This window comes from Nakamurella leprariae, from assembly GCF_016918035.1.
GTDB classification, from domain to species: Bacteria; Actinomycetota; Actinomycetes; order Mycobacteriales; family Nakamurellaceae; genus Nakamurella; species Nakamurella leprariae.
In genome coordinates, this window is the sequence record NZ_JAERWK010000012.1 from 1 (window position 1) to 19,145 (window position 19,145).

The 19,145-nt window shown below is 74.9% G+C and carries 18 protein-coding genes and 1 pseudogene; 14 read left to right on the plus strand and 5 right to left on the minus strand.

Going from position 1 to position 19,145, the window contains the following annotated elements:
• Positions 1-92: 92 nt before the first annotated feature.
• A complete protein-coding gene (locus JL106_RS09765) occupies positions 93-260 on the plus strand; it encodes a hypothetical protein (protein ID WP_205260526.1) in 168 nt (55 codons plus the stop codon).
• Positions 261-309: 49 nt separating this feature from the next.
• Complete coding sequence (locus tag JL106_RS22505) at positions 310-576, plus strand: DUF2255 family protein (protein WP_205260527.1); 267 nt, start codon at positions 310-312, stop codon at positions 574-576.
• On the opposite strand, the gene map is transcribed toward JL106_RS22505, so the two are convergent.
• Positions 573-1,355, minus strand: coding sequence for a type I methionyl aminopeptidase (gene map / locus JL106_RS09775; protein ID WP_407940139.1), 783 nt, complete (start codon positions 1,353-1,355; stop codon positions 573-575). The two genes, JL106_RS22505 and map, sit on opposite strands and share 4 nt — an antisense overlap.
• A 43-nt stretch (positions 1,356-1,398) precedes the next feature.
• Positions 1,399-2,220: a dienelactone hydrolase family protein gene (locus JL106_RS09780; RefSeq protein WP_205260529.1), complete on the minus strand. Its 822-nt coding sequence runs from the start codon at positions 2,218-2,220 to the stop codon at positions 1,399-1,401.
• 155 nt (positions 2,221-2,375) lie between these two features.
• Between JL106_RS09780 and JL106_RS09785 the strand changes: the two genes are divergently transcribed.
• The gene (locus JL106_RS09785; RefSeq protein ID WP_205260530.1) at positions 2,376-4,082 is read left to right on the plus strand and encodes an AAA family ATPase; all 1,707 of its coding nucleotides are present in this window, start codon (positions 2,376-2,378) and stop codon (positions 4,080-4,082) included.
• 10 nt (positions 4,083-4,092) lie between these two features.
• Here the strand turns inward: JL106_RS09785 and JL106_RS09790 are convergent, their stop codons facing one another.
• Positions 4,093-5,301: a benzoate/H(+) symporter BenE family transporter gene (locus JL106_RS09790; RefSeq protein ID WP_205260531.1), complete on the minus strand. Its 1,209-nt coding sequence runs from the start codon at positions 5,299-5,301 to the stop codon at positions 4,093-4,095.
• Positions 5,302-5,520: 219 nt separating this feature from the next.
• Between JL106_RS09790 and JL106_RS22510 the strand changes: the two are divergent.
• The 3 genes and pseudogenes from JL106_RS22510 to JL106_RS09800 all read left to right on the plus strand — a co-directional run.
• Positions 5,521-5,913: pseudogene (locus tag JL106_RS22510) on the plus strand (VOC family protein); the annotation flags it as partial.
• A 250-nt stretch (positions 5,914-6,163) separates the two neighbouring features.
• On the plus strand, positions 6,164-8,023 hold the full coding sequence (glmS, locus tag JL106_RS09795; protein ID WP_205260532.1) for a glutamine--fructose-6-phosphate transaminase (isomerizing): 1,860 nt from the start codon (positions 6,164-6,166) through the stop codon (positions 8,021-8,023).
• A 62-nt stretch (positions 8,024-8,085) separates the two neighbouring features.
• Complete coding sequence (locus JL106_RS09800) at positions 8,086-8,457, plus strand: holo-ACP synthase (protein WP_205260719.1); 372 nt, start codon at positions 8,086-8,088, stop codon at positions 8,455-8,457.
• A gap of 48 nt (positions 8,458-8,505) precedes the next feature.
• On the opposite strand, the gene JL106_RS09805 is transcribed toward JL106_RS09800, so the two are convergent.
• Together JL106_RS09805 and JL106_RS09810 are read right to left on the minus strand one after the other, a co-directional pair.
• Positions 8,506-9,015, minus strand: a complete 510-nt coding sequence (locus JL106_RS09805) for an OsmC family protein (RefSeq protein ID WP_205260533.1) — start codon at positions 9,013-9,015, stop codon at positions 8,506-8,508.
• A gap of 39 nt (positions 9,016-9,054) precedes the next feature.
• On the minus strand, positions 9,055-10,521 hold the full coding sequence (locus JL106_RS09810) for an NAD(P)H-hydrate dehydratase (RefSeq protein WP_205260534.1): 1,467 nt from the start codon (positions 10,519-10,521) through the stop codon (positions 9,055-9,057).
• A 148-nt stretch (positions 10,522-10,669) separates the two neighbouring features.
• Here JL106_RS09810 and alr point away from each other — a divergent pair, with 148 nt between their 5' ends.
• The 8 genes from alr (at position 10,670) to groES (ending at position 18,996) form a co-directional block, all read left to right on the plus strand.
• Entirely contained in the window at positions 10,670-11,989 is a 1,320-nt protein-coding gene (gene alr, locus JL106_RS09815; protein WP_205260535.1) for an alanine racemase, read from the plus strand.
• Between the two features lie 2 nt (positions 11,990-11,991).
• Complete coding sequence (locus tag JL106_RS09820) at positions 11,992-13,281, plus strand: alpha/beta fold hydrolase (protein ID WP_205260536.1); 1,290 nt, start codon at positions 11,992-11,994, stop codon at positions 13,279-13,281.
• Positions 13,278-13,793, plus strand: a complete 516-nt coding sequence (tsaE, locus tag JL106_RS09825; RefSeq protein WP_205260537.1) for a tRNA (adenosine(37)-N6)-threonylcarbamoyltransferase complex ATPase subunit type 1 TsaE — start codon at positions 13,278-13,280, stop codon at positions 13,791-13,793. Before JL106_RS09820 ends, tsaE begins: the two co-directional genes overlap by 4 nt.
• 195 nt (positions 13,794-13,988) lie before the next feature.
• Positions 13,989-16,055, plus strand: coding sequence for an acyltransferase family protein (locus tag JL106_RS22005; protein ID WP_205260538.1), 2,067 nt, complete (start codon positions 13,989-13,991; stop codon positions 16,053-16,055).
• A gap of 68 nt (positions 16,056-16,123) precedes the next feature.
• Positions 16,124-16,888 (plus strand): tRNA (adenosine(37)-N6)-threonylcarbamoyltransferase complex dimerization subunit type 1 TsaB, encoded by a 765-nt coding sequence (gene tsaB, locus JL106_RS09835; protein ID WP_205260539.1) that lies wholly within the window; start codon positions 16,124-16,126, stop codon positions 16,886-16,888.
• Positions 16,885-17,436, plus strand: a complete 552-nt coding sequence (gene rimI, locus JL106_RS09840) for a ribosomal protein S18-alanine N-acetyltransferase (RefSeq protein ID WP_328841943.1) — start codon at positions 16,885-16,887, stop codon at positions 17,434-17,436. Before tsaB ends, rimI begins: the two co-directional genes overlap by 4 nt.
• Positions 17,433-18,500, plus strand: coding sequence for a tRNA (adenosine(37)-N6)-threonylcarbamoyltransferase complex transferase subunit TsaD (gene tsaD / locus JL106_RS09845; RefSeq protein WP_205260540.1), 1,068 nt, complete (start codon positions 17,433-17,435; stop codon positions 18,498-18,500). Before rimI ends, tsaD begins: the two co-directional genes overlap by 4 nt.
• 196 nt (positions 18,501-18,696) lie before the next feature.
• Positions 18,697-18,996 carry a co-chaperone GroES gene (groES, locus tag JL106_RS09850; protein ID WP_205260541.1) on the plus strand — a complete coding sequence of 100 codons (300 nt, stop codon included), beginning with the start codon at positions 18,697-18,699 and terminating at the stop codon, positions 18,994-18,996.
• Positions 18,997-19,145: the final 149 nt, after the last annotated feature.

The following is a 19,145-nucleotide window of genomic DNA, read 5'->3' on the forward strand; positions in this document are numbered from 1 at the left end:
GGGGGGGTTTCCCCCGCCCCCCGGGGGGGGGGGGGGGGGGGGGGGGGGCCGGGGGCCCCCCCCCCCACTTCCGGGCGCCGACCTGGGTCCCGGTGCTCGGCATCGTCACTTGCGCCTACCTGGTCACCCCGCTGTCCGGCCGGGCCACGGCCGACTACTGGCTGGCGTTGATCCTGCTCGGCGTCGGGGTGGTGCTGTGGGCGGTGAACCGGATGGTCGTGGGCAAGGTCCGGTTCGACGCGGGCAAGCTGGACGAGTGAGCGGACACGACTGACCGCGTCACCCGGGGCCGCTCACATGGAGGCGGCGATGCCCCGGGACCGGGTGTCCTCCTCGCCCGGGGCGACCCGAGCTCGAGCCAACCGGTCCCGGGTGCGCGTCCCCGACCTCGAGATCAATGTCATGGTCACGGATGTCGGCACCGGCCCGGACAGGTTCCGGGACCGGGTCGATGCGGCCTACCGAGCGAAGGACCACCGGTACGGGCGCTCCGCGGACGCGATGACCCGCGACGGGACGGCCGCATCCACGCTGCGGCTGACATCGGGACCGGCGGCCGAGCGGCCCGGGGACTAGGCGACCGTGAGGACCCGCGGGCCGGCGTCGGTCACCGCGACGGTGTGCTCGACGTGGCAGGCCATCGACCCGTCGGCGGTGGCCACGCCCCAGCCGTCGGGCAGGTGGCGGTAGTCGTCCTTGCCGCCCAGGTGCAGCATGGGCTCCAGGGCGAGCACCAGGCCGCTGCGCAGCTCGAGGCCCCGGTGCCGGCGCCCCTCGTTGGCCACGTGCGGGGCCGCGTGCATCTCCCGGCCGATGCCGTGCCCGCCGTGCCCCTTGAGCAGGCCGTACCCGCCGGCCCGGGCCACCTGGCCGATGGCTGCGGAGACGTCGCCGAGCTGGTTGCCGCGGCGCATGGCGTCGATGCCGGCGTCCAGCGCCCGGGAGGCGGTGTCGATCATGGCCAGCAGCCGCGGGTCCGGGTCGGCGCCGAGCACGAAGGAGATGGCCGCGTCCGCCGCCCACCCGTCGACCGTGACCGCGATGTCCACCGAGACCAGATCGCCCGGCTCCAGCCGGCGGCCGTCCGGGATGGCGTGCACCACCACGTCGTTGACGCTGATGCAGGTGACCGCCGGGTACGGCGACGGCGCCCAGCCCGGGTGGTAGCCGATGTAGCAGGACTCGGCGCCGCGGTCGGCGATGACCTGCGCCGCCGCGGCGTCCAGCGCGAGCGCGGTGACGCCGGCGTCCAGCGAGGTCTCGGCCGTCTCGCGGCACGCCTGCAGGCAGGCGGCCACCACCGATCCGGCCGCGGCCATCGCGTCGATCTCGCCGGGCGTGCGCAGTTCCACCAGTTCGGGCATCGCGGATCCTCGTCAGTGCTGGTCGGTCGTGAGGTCAGTCGTCGTCGACGGCGGCCAGGTCACGCAGCTCCGTCCGGGCGATCTTCCCGTCGAGATCGTCGGCCAGCTGGTCCTGACCGGCCAGGTGCCGCAGGAAGAAGGCGGTCGCCAGCATCCGCACGACCGACTGGGTCTTGCCCTCGTGTCCGCTGCCGGACACCGTGGACGTCCAGTGCGGGCCTTCGGCCAGCCCGAACAGACTGGCGCGCTTGACCACTCGCAGCTGCGAGGGGCCGGTCCAGGACCGGGCGATCTGGGAGCCGGCCGACTCGACCATGTCGCCGCCGTCGGTCCCGATCAGGTGCAGTCCGGGCACCTCGACCAGGCCGGCGGCCTGGATCGCGGACGGCGAGGTCTCCACCGCGGTCACGGTGACGACCGCGTCGATCGAGTCGTCCTGGGACGCGGCCAGCACCGCGGAGCCGGCGCCGGTGGTGTGGCCCATGACGCCCATCCGGGACGGGTCGGCGCGCACCCGCCCGCCGCCCAGCCGGGCGTGCGCGGCGACCCGCAACGCCTTCGACAGGTCGACGGCCAGCCCGCTGTGCGAGGCCAGCGGACCGCGTTCCGTGCTCGGCGCGACGGCGATGATCCCCCAGCTGGCCAGGTACCGCAGGGTGTCCAGGTACCGGGACACCGGCTGCAACCAGCCGTGCGCGAAGGCGACGACCGGCAGGTCGCGCCCCGACTGCGGGGTGAAGACGACACCCGGCAGGCCGGCGATGTCGAGATCCCCGGTGGCCACCCGGTGCGGTCCGCGGTGGGCCAGGTAGTCCAGGGTGGGATGCTCGATCCGGGGAGCCCCGCGCCGTGTCATCCGACCTCCTGCTCGCCCGTGAATCGCGCACTGCTGGTTCCGTACAGTAGTGCCGCCCGGGCCGGCCGCGGCGCAGGGCCGTCGGGGTGGAGCCCCGGCCGCCGTGCCGGTGCAGTCGCCACGGGAGCCGCGATGGCAGAGGTGTGGGGGACCTGATGAGCGCACCCGACCGTCCGTCCGTGACCCACGCCCCGGCCGGCGGGCTGCCACCGGCCGAGCCGCTGGACGCCTTCGCCGCCGAACTGCGCCGGTTGGTCCGGGCCCGCTTCCCGCTGCTGGCCGTGCAGACCGCGGAGGAGTCGCGGGTGCTGGCCGAGATCGCCCGCGTGCTGGGCGACCGGACGCTGGTCTTCCCGCCGCGCCAGGTGCACACCTGGTCGACCTCCCAGGGGTTCGCGGCGCTGGGCAGGCCCGGGCATCCGGACACCCGGCCGCCGCACGCCGCGCTGGCCGCGGCCGGCACGCTCTCGGCGCCCAGTGCGGTGGTCATGCTCGACCTGCACCCATGGCTGGGGTCGCCGAACACCCCGCCGGACACCCAGCTGGTGCGGCTGCTCAAGGACACGGTGCGGACCTATCGGGAGGGCTCCGTGCCCCGCACGCTGATCCTGGTCTCGCCGGTCGGGTACCTGCCGCCGGAACTGGAGTCGCTGGTCACCACGGTCGAGTTCCCGCTGCCGACCGCCTCGCAGATCCGCGGGCTGCTGGACCGGATGATCGAGCACAACGTCGGCACCGGTGCGCTCACCGTCGATCTCGGCCCGCAGGGGGCCGAGCGGCTGGCCGAGGCGGCCCGCGGGCTGACCGCGGCGGAGGCCGAGAACGCCTTCGCCCGGGCCATGGTCGACGACGGACGGCTCACCGACGACGACGTCGGCCAGGTGTGGCAGGAGAAGCGCCAGATCGTGGCCAGGTCGGGGGTGCTGGACGTCGTCCGGTCCACCGTCAGGCTGTCCGACGTGGGTGGACTGGGCACCCTCAAGACCTGGCTGACCAAGCGCAACGGGGCCTGGCTGGACGACGCCCGGGCGTACGGGCTGCCGGCTCCCAAGGGCGTGCTGGTCACCGGGGTGCCGGGGTGCGGGAAGTCGCTGACCGCCAAGGCCATGGCGTCGGCCTGGTCGCTCCCGCTGCTGCGGCTGGACATCGGCCGGGTGTTCGGCGGGCTGGTCGGCGCCAGCGAGGCCAACATGCGCACCGCGCTGCGCACCGCCGAGGCGGTGGCGCCGTGCGTGCTGTGGATCGACGAGATCGAGAAGGGCTTCGCTGCGGGCGCGTCCGGCAGCGGCGACTCCGGCACCTCGGCCCGGGTGTTCGGCACCTTCCTGACCTGGATGCAGGAGAAGACGGCGCCGGTGTTCGTGATGGCCACCGCGAACCAGATCGGGCTGCTACCGCCGGAGATGCTGCGCAAGGGCCGGTTCGACGAGATCTTCTTCATCGACCTGCCCACCGACGCGGAGCGCACCGTCATCTTCCGGCTGCACCTGACCGCCCGACTGGCCGCCGGTCCGGCGCTCGGGGCGCTGACCGTCACCGACGACCTGCTGGCCCGGCTGGTGGCCGCCACCGAGGGATTCTCCGGCGCCGAGATCGAGCAGGTCGTCATCGCCGCGTGTTTCGACGCGTTCGCCGGGCGGCGGGAACTGACCGAGGTCGACCTGCTCACCGAGATCGAGCGGACCGTGCCGCTGTCGGTGACCCAGGCCGAGCAGATCGCCGCACTGCGGGCCTGGGCCGATGTGCGGGCCGTGGCCGCCACCGCCGCCGAGGACCGGGCCGGTTACGTCACCGGGGAGCCGGGCGGCGCCCCGCAGGCCGACCTGGTGCAGGCGCGGGGTGGGCGGGCGATGCCGGGCTGAGGCGCCCGGCTCACCCCTGCCGGGCTCGCCGCGGGCGGAGCAGCGCCAGCACGGCCACCCCGGCCAGCAGACCCCAGAACGCGGAGCCGATGCCGACGAACGCGGTCCCGGCCGCGGTCACCACGAACGTCACCGCGGCCGACTCCAGCCGGCCCTCGGTCCGCGGGGCCGGGGCACCGGCCGCCGCCGGCGCCGGCGGGCCGAACGCGGCCATCAGGGCGGAGGCCAGGGCGCCGAGCAGGGCCAGGCCGGCCACCGCCTCGATGAGCACCGGCGGGGCGACCGCCAGCAACGCCCCGGCCAGTCCGGCGAGCAGACCGAGCAGCCCGAGCCCGACACCGGCGGTGACCGATGCGATCCACCGTCGGCCGCGGTCGGGGCCTGCGTCGGGCCCGGCGGCCAGCGCGGCACTGATCGCGGCCAGGTTGACCGCGTGCCCGCCGAACGGGGCGCCGGCGACGGTGGCCACGCCGGTGGCGAGCAGGATCGGCCGCAGCGCCGGGCGGTAGCCGTACTGGGCCAGCACGGCCATGCCCGGGACGTTCTGCGACGCCATGGTGACCACGAACAGCGGTAGCGCGATCCCGACGACAGCGCCGACCGTGAACTCCGGGGTGACCCAGGTCAGGGTGGGCAGCAGCGGGACCCCGACGAGTTCGGGCCCGCTGATCAGGATGCCGGCGACGGCCACGACCAGCGCGGCGGGCACCGCCCAGGGCCGGGCGAACCGGGTCAGCAGCAACCAGGTCACGATGACCGGCGCGGCCAGGGCGGGCACCTCGCCGAGCGCGCGCACCGGAGCCAGGCAGAGTTGCAGCAGCACCCCGGCGAGCATCGCGCTGGCCAGGTGGGCGGGGATGGCGGCGATGAGCCGGCCCAGCGGTGCCAGTGTCCCGGCCAGCACGATGAGCACGCCGCAGATCAGGAAGGCGCCCACCGCGGCGGGGAACCCGCCCTCCGGGGTGCCGGTCGAGATGAGGAGTGCCGCACCGGGGGTCGACCACGCGATGCTGATCGGAAGCTTCGTGCGGAGCCCGAGCAGCACCGCCACCACCGCGCACGCCACGCTCACCGCCAGCAGCCCGGACGCGGCCTGGGCGTCGTCCGCGCCGGCCGCCCGCAACCCGGTCAGCACCACCGTGAAGGAACTGGCGAACCCGACGAGGGCGGTGACCACGCCGGCCAGCAGGGGTTGCGCGCGGCCGGCGGCTCGGGGCATGCGGTCTCCAGTCGGGCTCCTCGACGGGCCGGGACGCCCGTGCGGCGGCACACCGTACCCCCGCGTTCCCGTGCCGCCCGGGCATTGATGGTCCGGGCTCCGCGTCGAACGGTGCATCCCGAGCTCCGGATGGGCTCACCTCCAGGAAGGACGCGGCGTTCGTCGGGGCTCGTCCGTCGGACCCCTGGGTCCCGGGGGAGACCGACCGACGGAGGACCTGTGCCAGCGACGTTCAACCACACCATCATCGCCACCGGCGACCGCGAGGCCTCGGCGGTGTCCTACCGCTCCATCCTGGAGGCGGCCGACGCGCAGAGCTGGGGCATCTTCACCAACGTGCAGCTCGACGGGGGGGTGTTCCTGCAGTTCGCCGACCTGCCGGTGGAGGTGTTCCCGGAGATCCAGATCCAGCACTCCGCGTTCCTGGTCGACGACGCGTTCCTGGTCGACGACGCCTGTTCGACCGCGCCCTGCACCGGCTGCGCTCCGGCGGCATCGAGCACTGGACCGACCCGGCGGCAGCGACCGGGGGAGATCAACCACGAGCACGGCGGCCGCGGCGTCTCCCTCGACCCGGCCGGGCACGGTCTGGGGATCTCGACCCGGCCGTACTGCTGGGCGAGGGAGTCGGGCGGTCCGGGAGACGGTCGGGTGCGAAGTGGGTCGGACGGTGTGCGGATGGCGGCAGGATGTGCGAGTCCGGCCGTACGGTGGTGCAACCCAGCGACCGGGCAAGACACGCGCTCTTCGGAACGAAGCAATTACGCACCGTGCAGGCCCACCCGGGTCACCATCACCCACTGTGGCGCATCCGACCGTCGACACCGCGAATCGGACGGGCCGCCGGGCTACCCTCTCGACCATGTGCGGCATCATCGGCTACATCGGTCCCCGGCAGGCGTTGCCACTCGTCCTGGAGGGGCTGGGCCGGATGGAGTACCGCGGGTACGACTCCGCGGGCGTGGCCATCCTGGACGAGACCGGGGAGCTGCACACCGCCAAGAAGGCGGGCGCGCTGGTCAACCTGGAGCGGCTCATCGACTCCGGTGAGGTGGCACTGGCCGGCTCCGTCGGCATCGGGCACACCCGGTGGGCGACGCACGGCGGCCCGACCGACCGGAACGCCCACCCGCACACCGACCGGCCGGGACGGGTCGCCGTCATCCACAACGGGATCATCGAGAACTTCCCGGTGCTGCGTCGTGAGCTCGAGGCGGCCGGCGTGGAGATGACCAGCGACACCGACACCGAGGTGGTCGCGCATCTGCTCGGCGAGGCGTTCGACCGCGGCCCCACCGCGGGCGACCTGCCGGCCAGCATGGCCGCGGTCTGCCGGCGGCTCGAGGGTGCGTTCACGCTGGTCGCCACGCACGCCGACGTCCCCGACCTGCTGGTCGCCGCCCGACGCAACTCGCCGCTGGTCATCGGGCAGGGCGACGGCGAGATGTTCGTGGCCAGCGACGTCGCCGCGTTCATCTCACACACCGATCAGGCCGTCGAGCTGGGCCAGGACCAGCTGGTCGTCATCACCCCGGACGGGTACGAGGTCACCTCGTTCACCGGGGGCGACCCGGACTTCCGCCCGTTCACGGTGGACTGGGACCTGGCCGCCGCCGAGAAGGGCGGCTTCCCGACCTTCATGGACAAGGAGATCGCCGAGCAGCCGGCCGCCCTGGCCGACACCCTGCGTGGTCACTTCGACGGCACCCACATCGTGCTCGACGAGCAGCGCCTGGGTGAGGACGAGCTGCGCACCGTCGACAAGGTGTTCGTCGTCGCCTGCGGCAGCGCCTACCACTCCGGGCTGGTGGCCAAGTACGCCATCGAGCACTGGACCCGGCTCCCCGTGGAGGTCGAGCTGGCCAGCGAGTTCCGGTACCGGGACCCGGTGCTGGACCGGGACACCTTGGTGGTGGCCGTCTCCCAGTCCGGCGAGACGGCCGACACCCTGGAGGCCGTCCGGCACGCCCGCCGGCAGCGGGCCCGGGTGCTGGCCGTCTGCAACACCAACGGCTCGCAGATCCCGCGGGAGTCGGACGCTGTCCTCTACACGCACGCAGGTCCGGAGATCGGGGTCGCCTCGACCAAGGCGTTCCTGGCCCAGGTCGCCGCGAACTACCTGGTCGGTCTGGCCCTGGCCCAGGCCCGCGGCACCAAGTACCCCGACGAGGTCGGTCGCGAGTTCGCCGCCCTGTCCGAGATGCCCGACGCGGTGGCGCAGACGCTGACCCTGCTGGACCCGGTCCGGCAGTGGGCCCGCGAACTGGCCGGCTCGCGCGCCGTGCTGTTCCTGGGCCGGCACGTCGGCTATCCGGTGGCCCTGGAGGGCGCGCTCAAGCTGAAGGAGCTGGCGTACATGCACGCCGAGGGCTTCGCGGCGGGCGAGCTCAAGCACGGCCCCATCGCGCTGATCGAGGAGGGCCTCCCGGTGGTGGTGGTCACCCCGTCGCCCAAGGCGCAGCCGATGTTGCACAGCAAGATCCTTTCCAACATCCGTGAGGTGCAGGCCCGTGGCGCCCGCACCCTGGTCATCGCCGAGGAGGGTGACGACACCGTCGCCCCGTTCGCCGACATGCTCGTCGAGCTGCCCCGGGTGCCGTCGCTGCTGCAGCCCCTGGTCGCCACGCTGCCGCTGCAGGTGCTGGCCGCCGAGATCGCCCGCAGCCGCGGCTACGACATCGACAAGCCGCGCAACCTGGCCAAGTCGGTCACCGTCGAGTAGCGGTGCGGTTCCCCCGTCGCTCGACGCCGGCCGGCCGGCCGGGATCGTCCGGCCGTCCCGGTCTGGCCGTCATCGGCGTCGGCATCGACGTCGTCGCCGTGGACCGGTTCGCCGCGTCGCTGGCCCGCACCCCGAGCCTGGTCGACCGACTGTTCGCCTCCGACGAGCGGGTGACCCGCAGCGGGCACCCGCGGTCGGCGACCTCACTGGCCGCGCGGTTCGCGGCCAAGGAGGCGGTGGCCAAGGCGCTCGGGGTCCCGGCCGGGATGCAGTGGCACCACTGCCGGGTGGTCAGCGCCGACAGCGGACGGCCTTCGCTGGTGATGACCGGCACCGTGCTCGCGGCGGCCGACGCCCAGGGCATCCAGGACTGGCAACTGTCGCTCTCCCACGACGCCGGCATCGCCGCGGCCATGGTCGTCGCGCTGGGCTGACGGCCGGTCCGGCGGCCACGGGTCGTGCAGGGGTCGCGCGGGGCCGGTTCAGCGGAACGCGATCGGGAACTGCACGGTCGGCTCCACCACCACCTCGGCGTTCAGCGTGTTGGCGATGAAGCACTCGTCGTGCCCCTGGTGCACCATCGCCACCACCCGCTCGGTGTCGGTGCCCTCGGCCACCTCGATGTGCGGGCGCAGCACGATCCGGGTGATGCGCATGGCCTCCCGGGTCACCGGCATCTCGGCCTCCGCCTCGTCCGAGTAGGACAGCACGTCCACGCCGGCGACCGCCGCCAGGGCCAGGAACGACAGCAGCTGGCAGGACGCGGCCGCCGCCAGCAGCAGCTGCTCCGGATTGGGCAGGGCCGCGTCCCCGCGGAACGCGGCGTCGGCGGTGACGGTCAGGCGCGTGTCGGTCGGCGGCAGCGTGACGTGGTGCGCCCGCGAGTAGTCGCGGTAGCCGCCGGCGGTGCTCCCGGACCACCTCAGCGCGGACGTGAACCGGTGCACCCTCGGGGCGCGGGCCGGCCGGACATCGGGCTCATCGGTGGTCATCTCGGGTCCTCCCCGTCCAGACGGTCGTTGCCGGGCGGATCAGCCCCGCAGGAACTCCCACAGCGCGTGGGCGCCGGCCCGGCCGGCCCGCTCGGCGCGCTCCCCGGCCCGGCCGTGCAGGTGCGCCCCGAGCGCGGCGGCGCGGTCGGCGGGCAGCCCGCTGGCCAGCAGCGACCCGATCACCCCGCTCAGCACGTCACCCGATCCGGCGCTGGCCAGCCACGGCGTCCCGGTCAGATTGACCCAGGTGGTGCCGTCCGGCGCGGCGACCAGGGTGCGGTGCCCCTTGAGCAGCACCACCGCGCCGCTCGTCGCGGCCGCCCGACGGACCGCGTCCAGCCGGTCGGTGAGGTCGAGATCGCCGAACACCCGGGTGAACTCGCGGTCGTGCGGGGTCAGGACGGTGACCTGTCCGGCCGCCCGGCGGCGGTCCAGCCAGTCCCGGTGCCCGGCCAGCAGGGTGAGCCCGTCCGCGTCCACCAGCACGGGCACGTCCTGCTCCAGCACGGTCCGCAGCGTGGCCGCGGCCGTCTCGTCGGTGCCCATACCGGGCCCGACCACCCAGGCCTGCACCCGCCCGGCCCGCTCGACCGACTCCGCCGCCACCACCTCCGGCCAGCGGGCGACCACGGCCTTCGCCTGCGCGCCGGCGTACCGGACCATGCCCGGCCGCAGGCAGACCGCGCCGCCCACACTCAGCACCGGGGCGCCCGGGTAGTCGGTCGAGCCGGCGGCCACGCCGACCAGGCCGCCGGTGTACTTGTCGTCCGCGCGGCCCGGGTCGGGCAGCAGCGCGGCCGCGGCCCCGTCGGTGAGGGCGAGCAGGTCCGCACGCACGGACGTCCCCGGGGCTGTGCCCACTCCCATGCCCAGGTCGTCGCTCACCACCGTGCCGCACCACTCGTCGGCCAGCAGCAGCCCGGGCTTGAGCGCCCCGAACGTCACGGTCACGTCCGCGCGGAACACCGGGCCGGACACCACGCCGGTGTCCGGGTGCAGCCCGCTGGGCAGGTCGACCGCCACGGTCAGGGCGGGGGAGTCGACCGCGAGCCGGACCAGCGACGCGGCCGGTTCGCGCAGCGGCGGCCGGGCGGCCAGACCGACCAGCCCGTCGATCACCACGTCGGCACCGGCCAGCAGGCCCGCGACCCGCGGGTCGTCGGCGGTGACCACCCGGCCCCAGGCCCGCCGCAGCCGGGCCAGGCCGTCGGCGTGCGCGCGAGCGGGATCGGTGAGCACGGCGGTCACGGCCAGGCCGCGGCCCCGCAGCAGGGCCCCGGCGATGAGCGCATCGCCGCCGTTGTCGCCGGTGCCGACCAGCAGCACCACCGACCGACCCGGCAACCTGGATCCGGGCCGCGACCCGAGCCGCGCAGTCAGCCGTGCCACGACCACCTGGGCCAGGGCGGTCGCCGCCCGTCGCATCAGCACGCCGTCCCCGGTCCGGGCCTGGGCCGCAGCCTCGGCCTGCCGGATCCGCTCCACCGAGTACGCCTGGATCAGCACCCGTCCACCATGCCGCACGGGATGGGACCGGTGGAGCCCGGTCCTCCGCTCGTTCCTCGCTCGGCCGACTCCGCCGGGATGGACTGGCGGAGCCCGGTCCCTCCGCTCGTTCCTCGCTCGGCCGACTCCGCCGTGCTTCCATCGGCAGGTGACCACCGACCACCACGTCCGGCCCACCGGCCCGTCCGGGGCCCCCGCGGCCGCCGCCGACCTGCGCGGCGAGGCGGTGGTGGACACCGGCGCGATCACCGGCAACGTCCGCCGGCTGCTGGCCCACGCCCGCACGGTCAACCCGGCGGGTGAGCTGATGGCCGTGGTCAAGGCGAACGGCTACGGCCACGGTGACGTCCCCGCCGCCCGCGCCGCGCTGGCCGGTGGGGCCGGGATGCTCGGCGTGGCCACCCCGGCCGAGGCCGTGCGGCTCCGGGTCGCGGGCGTCACCGAGGTGCCGCTGCTGGCCTGGCTGTGGCTGCCGGGCACCGACCTGGCGCCCGCGCTGGACGCCGGAGTCACCCTGGCGGTCAGCCATCCCGACCACCTGGCCGCGGTGCTGGCCGCGGTGGACGGTGGCGCCGGTCGCGGTGGACCGGTGGACGTGCACGTCAAGGTGGACACCGGGCTCGGCCGCAACGGCGTGCCCGCGCTCGCCCCCGGCGGTCCGGTCCGGGAGCCGGGCCCGGTGGGCACGCTGCTGGCCGGGCTGGCCGCGGCCGAGCGGTCCGGGCGGGTCCGGCTCACCGGGGTGATGAGTCACCTGGCCAGTGCGGACGTGCCCGGCGATCCGTCGGTCGGCGAGCAGACGGCGCTGTTCACCCAGGTGCTCGCCGCGGTCGACGCGGCCGGGCTGCGGCCGCGGTGGCGCCACCTGGCCAACACGGCGGCCACGCTGGACCACCCGGGCACCGTGTTCGACCTGGTCCGCTGCGGCATCGGCGTCTACGGCCTGGACCCCACCGCGACCGACCCGACCGGACCCGGGACCGCCGTGGGCCGGTCGTTGCGGCCGGCCATGACGCTGCGCGCTGCCGTCGCCCTGACCAAGCGGGTGCCGGCCGGGGCCGGGGTGTCGTACGGGCTGACCTACCGGACTCCCCGGGAGTCCACCCTGGCCCTGGTCCCGCTCGGCTACGCCGACGGCATCCCCCGCGCGGCCAGCTCGGTGGCCGAGGTGTCGCTGGGCGGGCGCCGGCGCCGGGTCGCCGGTCGGGTGGCCATGGACCAGTTCGTCCTCGACGTCGGGGACGAGCCGGTGCGCATCGGTGACGAGGTACTGCTGTTCGGACCGGGCGACGCCGGGGAACCGACCGCCACCGAGTGGGCCGACCGCACCGGCACCATCGACTACGAGATCGTCACCCGGATCGGAGCCCGGGTGCCGCGCCGATGGATCGGACCGGGCACCGACGGTGGCCCGGCCGAGCGGGACACTGGACTCCGGCAGCGCGGACAGGGACAGGGACAGGAGTGAGCGTGGCGGCACGACCGAGCACCGTCGGCCGGCTGGTCGGTGCGGCGGGCATCGTCACCGGGGTCGTCGGTGCGGCCGCGCTGGGTGGCATGACCGCGCAGCGCCGCGCCGTCCGGCACTACCGCGATGTGACCGCGCAGGCCGTCGGCGAGCTCGCCGGCGTGCCCGACGACGTGGCGTACGACTCCCTGGTTCCCGACCGGAGCTACTCGGTGGTCAGCGACGACGGGGTGGTGCTCGCCGTGGAGGAGGTCGGGCCGGCTGACGCCCCGCTCACCGTCGTCTTCGCCCACGGCTGGACGCTGCGCGCCGGCGCGTGGCACTACCAGCGGTTGGCCCTGTCCGGCGGCTGGCCGCGCCCGGACGGGGCCGGCGGCGCGCAGGAGCGGACCGCGCCGCCGGACGACGCGGGCATGCCCGTGATGCGGCTGGTGTTCTACGACCAGCGTTCGCACGGCCGGTCGTCGAGGGCGCCGCTCGGGTCGAGCACGATGGCGCACCTGGCCGACGACCTGGCCGCGGTGGTGGCCACCGCCGCACCGACCGGTCCGCTGGTCGTGGTGGGCCACAGCATGGGTGCGATGGCGCTGCTCACCCTGGCCGGCCGGGACGAACGCTTCGTGCAGCGGCTCGTCGGCGTGGGTCTGATCTCCACCACCGCCACCGCGCTGCGCCAGCCCGAACTCACCCGGATGCTGGTCAGCGGCAGCAACCCGCTGCTGAAGGTGCTGACCGCCACGGCCGCCCGGTACCCGGCGCTGTTCGAACGGGGCCGCCGGTCCAGCCGCGACGCGGTCTGGCTGCTCACCCGGACCCTCGGGTTCGCCCGGCGTGACGTGCCCGGAGCGATGGTCGACTACCTCGACGAGATGATCTCCTCCACCCCGGCCGATGTGATCGCCGACTTCCTGCCGGTGCTGCTGAGCATGGACCAGCGGCCGGCCCTGGCCCGGCTGACCGGTCGGCCGACGCTCATCCTGTGTGGCGACGCGGACCGGATGACGCCGATCAGCCGGTCCCGGGCCATGGCCGCGGCGCTGCCCGGGGCTGAGATGGTCACCGTGGCCGGGGCCGGGCACATGGCCATCCTGGAGGCGCCGGCCGAGGTCAACCAGGCCGTGCGGCGCCTGCTCGTCCGGGCCGCCGACCGCGCCGGGCTGCTGGCTGACGGGCAGGCGTCCCGGCTGCTGGCCGCGCTCCAGGACGCCCCGGCCCCGGCCGCGCCGGCCGACGGGGAGCCGGCCGCCGGCCGGGACGGAGCCGCGGAGACCGGACGGGCGGTCTCGCGATGAGCGCGCACGACGGGGCCGGTGCGGCGGTGACCACCACGATCGAGCTGCCCACCGCGGCGGACACCGACGCCTTCGGCCGTGCACTCGGCGCGGTGCTGCGGGCCGGTGACCTGGTGCTGCTGGCCGGTGGGCTCGGCGCCGGCAAGACGACGCTGACCAAGGGCGTCGCCGTCGGCATGGGCATCGACGCCACCGTCACCTCGCCCACGTTCGTGCTGGCCCGGATGTACCGGCCGGCGACCGGCGGTCCCCGGCTGGTCCACGTGGACGCCTACCGGCTCGGCGGCCGCCTGGAGCTCGACGACCTGGACCTGGACACCGACCTGACCACCGCTGCGGTGGTGGTCGAGTGGGGCGAGGGCGTGGCCGACCAGCTCGCCGAGGACCACCTGTTGGTGCGGCTGGACCGGCATCCGGACGACACCCGGACGGCCGAGCTGGTGGCCGTCGGTGGCGACTGGCCCCGGCGGGTCGCCCGGGCCGCGACGGCGGTCCGCGCGTCCAGCGCCTGACGGCATCCGCCCCCGGGCGCCGATCCACGTCACACCCCCGGTTCCGATCCGGTCTCGATCAGCGTCGCCCGGGCCGATCCGTCCCGCGCGGTCCTTCGTGTCACGCATCATCGATGGTCGTCGCACCGGTGTGGCGCGGCCGTTCGGCCGCGATCCGGTGCACGTCGGCCGGGGGACGCGGAACGGAGCTGGTGGGTGCAGGCAGGAACACGACGCACGTCCCCGGATGCGGCGGTCGCGGCCCGCGGTCCGTCCGCGGCGTTCCGGCCGGAGATCGAGGGACTGCGCGCGCTGGCCTGCGTCCTGGTGGTCGGCTACCACGTGTGGGGCGACCGGGTCTCCGGCGGCGTCGACGTCTTCTTCGTGCTCACCGGGTTCCTGCTCACCGGGCAGTTGCTCCGCGGCGTCGCTCGCGGCGGGTTCGGCCCGGTCGAGGTGGCCCGGCGCTGGTCGCGGACGGTGCAGCGGCTGGTACCCGCCACCGGCGTGGTGCTGCTGGTCACCGCGGCCGGCGCACTGCTGGTGCTGCCGAGCTCACGGTGGGGGCAGACCAGCCGGGAACTCGTCTCGTCGGTGCTGTTCGTGCAGAACTGGCAGCTGGCGTCCGACGCGGTCGACTACGCCGCCCAGCACCGCTCGGCCAGCCCGATGCAGCACCTGTGGTCGCTGTCCGTCCAGTTGCAGGTGGTGCTCGTCGCCCCGGTCCTGGTGCTGGCCGCCGTCCGTTGGGCCCGGTGGCGCGGCGTCGACCCGGTCCGCTCGATGGCCGGCCTGCTGACGGTGGCGTTCGCGGGCTCACTCGCCTGCTCGATCGTGCTCACTGCGGTCGACCAGCCGCTGGCCTACTTCCACACCGCGACCCGGGTCTGGGAGTTCGCCCTGGGCGGCCTGCTCGCCCTCGTCGTGGACCACCTGCGGCTGCCCGGCCGGGTGCGGCTCGCCGCCGGCTGGGTCGGGGTCGGCGGCCTGATCGCCTGTGGCGCCGTGCTCTCCGGTGACCGGCTGTTCCCCGGGGTCGCCGCGCTGTGGCCGACCGGCTGTGCCGTGCTGGTGGTGCTGGCCGGGCGGACCGGTGACCGCTGGTCGGCCGACCGCTGGCTGACCACCGGGCCCGCGCAGCGGCTCGGCGGGTGGTCGTTCGGCTGGTACCTCTGGCACTGGCCGTTGTTGATCATGACGCTGGCCGCGACCGGCGCGGACCGGCTGGGCCTGATCGACGGACTGGTCGTGGTGCTGGCCGCTCTCGGGCTGGCCGTGCTCACCGACCAGGGGCTGGACCGGGCGCTCACCCGGCGGCTGCGGCGCCCGCGCGGCGGCCTGCGGCCGGCTGGGCTGGTCGCGCTCGCCGCGATCTCGGCGGTGACCGTGGTGTCGCTGGTCTGGCAGGCGGCCATCCGCCCGCCGGCGCTGGCGATCGACGACCCCCGCTACCCGGGTGCGGCCGTGCTGGCCGGCGCGGAGGCCGACCCGCTGCCCGCGATCCCGACCGCGGTCACCGCCACGGACGACTGGGTGCCGACCGAGCAGTGGGACTGCACGCCGCTGACCCGGTACCCCGACCAGCTGGTCTGCGTGCAGCCGGTGGTCGAGCAGCCGACCCGTCGGGTCGCGGTGGTCGGGGACTCGCACGCGCAGCAGATCTCCGGGTCGTTGCTCACCGTGGGACAGCAGCTGGGGTGGCAGTTCATCGCCCTGATCCGCGGCGGATGCCCGTTCTCGACCGCGGCCGAGAGCAACCCGGGCGACCAGACGTGTGTCGACTCCAACGCGGCGGTCCTCGACGAGATGGCCGACCTGCAGCCGGACCTGGTCGTCACGATGGCCACCCGCAACGCCCGGCCCGGCCTCACCGAGCAGACCCCGACCGGGTTCGTCGACAAGTGGCGGGCGCTGGACGAACTCGGCATCCCGGTGCTGGCGTTCCGCGACAATCCCCGCTTCGAGGAGTCCCAGCTGGAGTGCTGGGAGCAGGCCGGCCGGCCGGTCGGCGCGCCCGACACGGCCATCGGCCGGGACGTGGGCTGCGGTGGTCTCCGATCGGACATCTACGCGACCGATCCGCCGTGGCTGGCCGTCCCGGACCTACCGGGCAACGTGACCTTCGTCGACATCGCCGACGCGGTGTGCGACGCCGAGTACTGCCCGGTGGCGGTGGGCAACGTCCTCGTCTACATGGACGACAACCACCTGACCGCCACCTACAGCGCGTCGATGGCCCCGCTGGTGGCCCCGACGGCCGTGCAGCTGCTCGGCGACTTCTGATCCGGCGCCGGGGGACCGCCCGTCCGGGCCGCCCGGCGGGGTCGGCGCCGCGCCTAGACTCGGATCTCGTGCTCGTCCTGGCCATCGACACCTCGACGCCCGTGGTCACCGCGGGCGTGGCCCGCGTGCTGCGCGCCCACGAACTCATCGCCCTCGCCGGCGGCGGCGGTCTGACGGGGCCGTCCTCGATGCCGACCACGGTGCTGGCCGAGCGGTCGGTCACCGACGCCTTCGCCCACGCCGAGCGGCTGATGCCGCTGGCCACCGAGGCCCTGGCCGAGACCGGGCACCGGGTGGCCGACCTCGAGGCCGTGGTCGTCGGGCTGGGACCCGGTCCGTTCACCGGGCTGCGGGTCGGCATCGCCACCGCCGCCGCGCTGGGGGACGCGCTGGACGTGCCGGTGCACGGGGTGCCCTCGCACGACGGGGTCGCGGGGTCCGTCGTGCGTGCGGTCGCCGGTGCCGTCGGGAGCACCGACGGACCACTGCTGGTGGCCACCGACGCCCGACGCCGCGAGGTGTACGTCTCCGCCTACGCCGCGGACGGGCGGCGGCTGGCCGGGCCGGCGGTGCTGGCGCCCGCCGCGGTCCCGGCCTGGCTGGACGAGCACGACGTGCGACCCGCGGCCCTCGCCGGGGCGGGCGCCGACCTGGTCGCCGGGGTGCTGCCGCTGCCGGTGACCGCCCCGACCCGGCCGCTCACCGCCGGCCTGGTGACCCGGGCCGAGCGCGCGCTGGTCACCGACGCCGTGCCCGGCCCGCTCACCCCGCTGTACCTGCGCCGCCCGGACGCCACCGAGCCGTCGGCGACCAAGTCGGTGCTGGGCCGGTGAGCACCCTGACCGAGCCCCGCGTGCTGGAGCCGCTGCGCTGGTGGGACATCCCGGCGCTGGTCCAGCTCGAGGCCCGGCTGTTCCCGGAGGACTCGCCCTGGACGCCGGCCATGTTCTGGTCCGAGCTGGCCGCCGGGCACCACTACCTCATCCACCGCGGGGCGCACGGGCAGGTCGACGGCTACGCCGGGCTGGCCCGCCAGTTCGACGAGGCCGAGGTGCAGACCATCGGCGTCGATCCGGCCGCCCAGGGCACCGGGCTGGGCCGGGCACTGCTGCACGACCTGCTCGGCGCCGCCGTCGCCGGCGGGGCCGCCCGGGTCTTCCTGGACGTCCGGACGGACAACGTGCCGGCCCGGACCCTGTACGAGACGGAGGGTTTCACCGTGATGGGCGTGCGGCGGCGGTACTACGAACCCAGTGGGGCGGACGCCTACGGCATGGTGCTGGAGCTGGCCGACTGGACGCCGCAGGTCCACCGGCAGCAAGGGCACCGGCAGCAAGGGCACCGGCAGCAGGAAGACCGGCGACCGGAGCAGGCGCGATGAGCCCGCTGCCGCCCGGTTCGATCGTGCTGGGCATCGAGTCCTCCTGCGACGAGACCGGCGCCGGGCTGGTCCGGGTGCCCGAGCCCGGTGGTGCGCCGCAGCTGCTCGGCCACGAACTGGCCTCCAGCTCCGATCAGCACGCCCGGTTCGGTGGCGTGGTGCCGGAGATCGCCTCCCGGGCTCACCTGGAGTCGATGACGCACACGGTGCGCTCGGCCTTCGCCAAGGCCGGGGTGCAGCGCTCCGACGTCAGCGCCGTCGCGGTGACCTGCGGACCCGGCCTGGCCGGCGCCCTGCTGGTCGGGGTGGCCGCGGCCAAGGCCTACGCGGCCGCCTGGGACGTGCCGCTGTACGGGGTCAACCACCTGGCCGGGCACGTCGCCGCGGACACCCTGGAACACGGGCCACTGCCGACCCCGTCCCTGGCCCTGCTGGTCTCCGGAGGGCACACCCAGCTGTTGCGCATCGGCGACCTGGCCGGCGACATCACCGAGATCGGCACCACCATCGACGACGCGGCGGGGGAGGCCTACGACAAGGTCGCCCGCATCCTCGGACTGGGGTACCCGGGCGGCCCGGTCATCGACCGGCTGGCCGGGCAGGGCGACCCGACCGCCATCGCGTTCCCGCGCGGGTTGACCGGTCCCCGCGACGCCCGGTACGACTTCTCCTTCTCCGGGCTGAAGACGGCCGTGGCGCGGTGGGTCGAGGCCCGGCAGCGGGCGGGCGAGCCGGTCCCGGTCGAGGACGTGTGCGCCTCGTTCCAGGAGGCGGTCGTCGACGTGCTCACCGCCAAGACGGTGCGGGCGGCCACGGATCTGGGCATCGGCACCGTGCTCGTCGCGGGCGGCGTGGCCGCCAACGGCCGGCTGCGCGCGCTGGCCCAGCAGCGGTGTGACGCGGCCGGGCTGCTGCTGCGGGTGCCGCGGCCCGGGCTGTGCACCGACAACGGCGCCATGATCGCGGCGGTCGGCGCCCTGGTCGCGGCGTCCGGCGCGGCGCCGTCCTCGCCGCTGCTGTCCGGGGATCCGGGGCTGCCGGTCTCCGTGGTGCACGCACCCTGAACGACCGTGGACACTGCCGCGCCGTCCGCCACCCCCGAGGTTGAGTGCTGGCACTCACCTGGCTAGAGTGCCAGTCGTACGGAGCGAGGCGGCCCGATCCCCGCGACGGCGGGACGCAGCGACCTCCGGACGTCGATATGCGTGCACATGTCCATCAGCAGTTCTGCTGTCGAACCCCAGAAGGGGGAGGTTCCACGTGGCGAGCGTGAACATCCAGCCGCTCGAGGACAAGATCCTCGTCCAGGCCAACGAGGCCGAGACGACGACCGCGTCGGGCATCGTCATCCCCGACACCGCCAAGGAGAAGCCGCAGGAGGGCACTGTCCTCGCGGTCGGCCCCGGCCGCATCGACGACAACGGCAAGCGGGTCCCGCTGGACGTCGCCGAGGGTGACGTCGTCATCTACTCGAAGTACGGCGGCACCGAGGTCAAGTACGCCGGCCAGGAGTACCTCCTGCTGTCGGCGCGCGACGTGCTGGCCAAGGTCACCAAGTGACCGGCGGCGGGTGACGCAGCGCGCCGCCCGCCATCTCCAGGACCGACTCGCGCCCCGGCGGCCACCTCGTGGTCACCGGGGCGCAGCGGTGTCCGCCGGGTCACCCGGCCTCCCTGCACTGGTCAACTCTGCTCTGACGGGAAGAAGAA

Coding starts and splice junctions, on each gene's coding strand:
- JL106_RS09780 (WP_205260529.1), bottom strand. CDS start 2,220: ATGACACGGCGCGGGGCTCCCCGGATCGAGCATCCCACCCTGGACTAC.
- JL106_RS09785 (WP_205260530.1), top strand. CDS start 2,376: ATGAGCGCACCCGACCGTCCGTCCGTGACCCACGCCCCGGCCGGCGGG.
- JL106_RS09790 (WP_205260531.1), bottom strand. CDS start 5,301: ATGCCCCGAGCCGCCGGCCGCGCGCAACCCCTGCTGGCCGGCGTGGTC.
- tsaE (WP_205260537.1), top strand. CDS start 13,278: ATGAGCGCGCACGACGGGGCCGGTGCGGCGGTGACCACCACGATCGAG.
- tsaD (WP_205260540.1), top strand. CDS start 17,433: ATGAGCCCGCTGCCGCCCGGTTCGATCGTGCTGGGCATCGAGTCCTCC.
- glmS (WP_205260532.1), top strand. CDS start 6,164: ATGTGCGGCATCATCGGCTACATCGGTCCCCGGCAGGCGTTGCCACTC.
- JL106_RS09805 (WP_205260533.1), bottom strand. CDS start 9,015: ATGACCACCGATGAGCCCGATGTCCGGCCGGCCCGCGCCCCGAGGGTG.
- JL106_RS22505 (WP_205260527.1), top strand. CDS start 310: ATGCCCCGGGACCGGGTGTCCTCCTCGCCCGGGGCGACCCGAGCTCGA.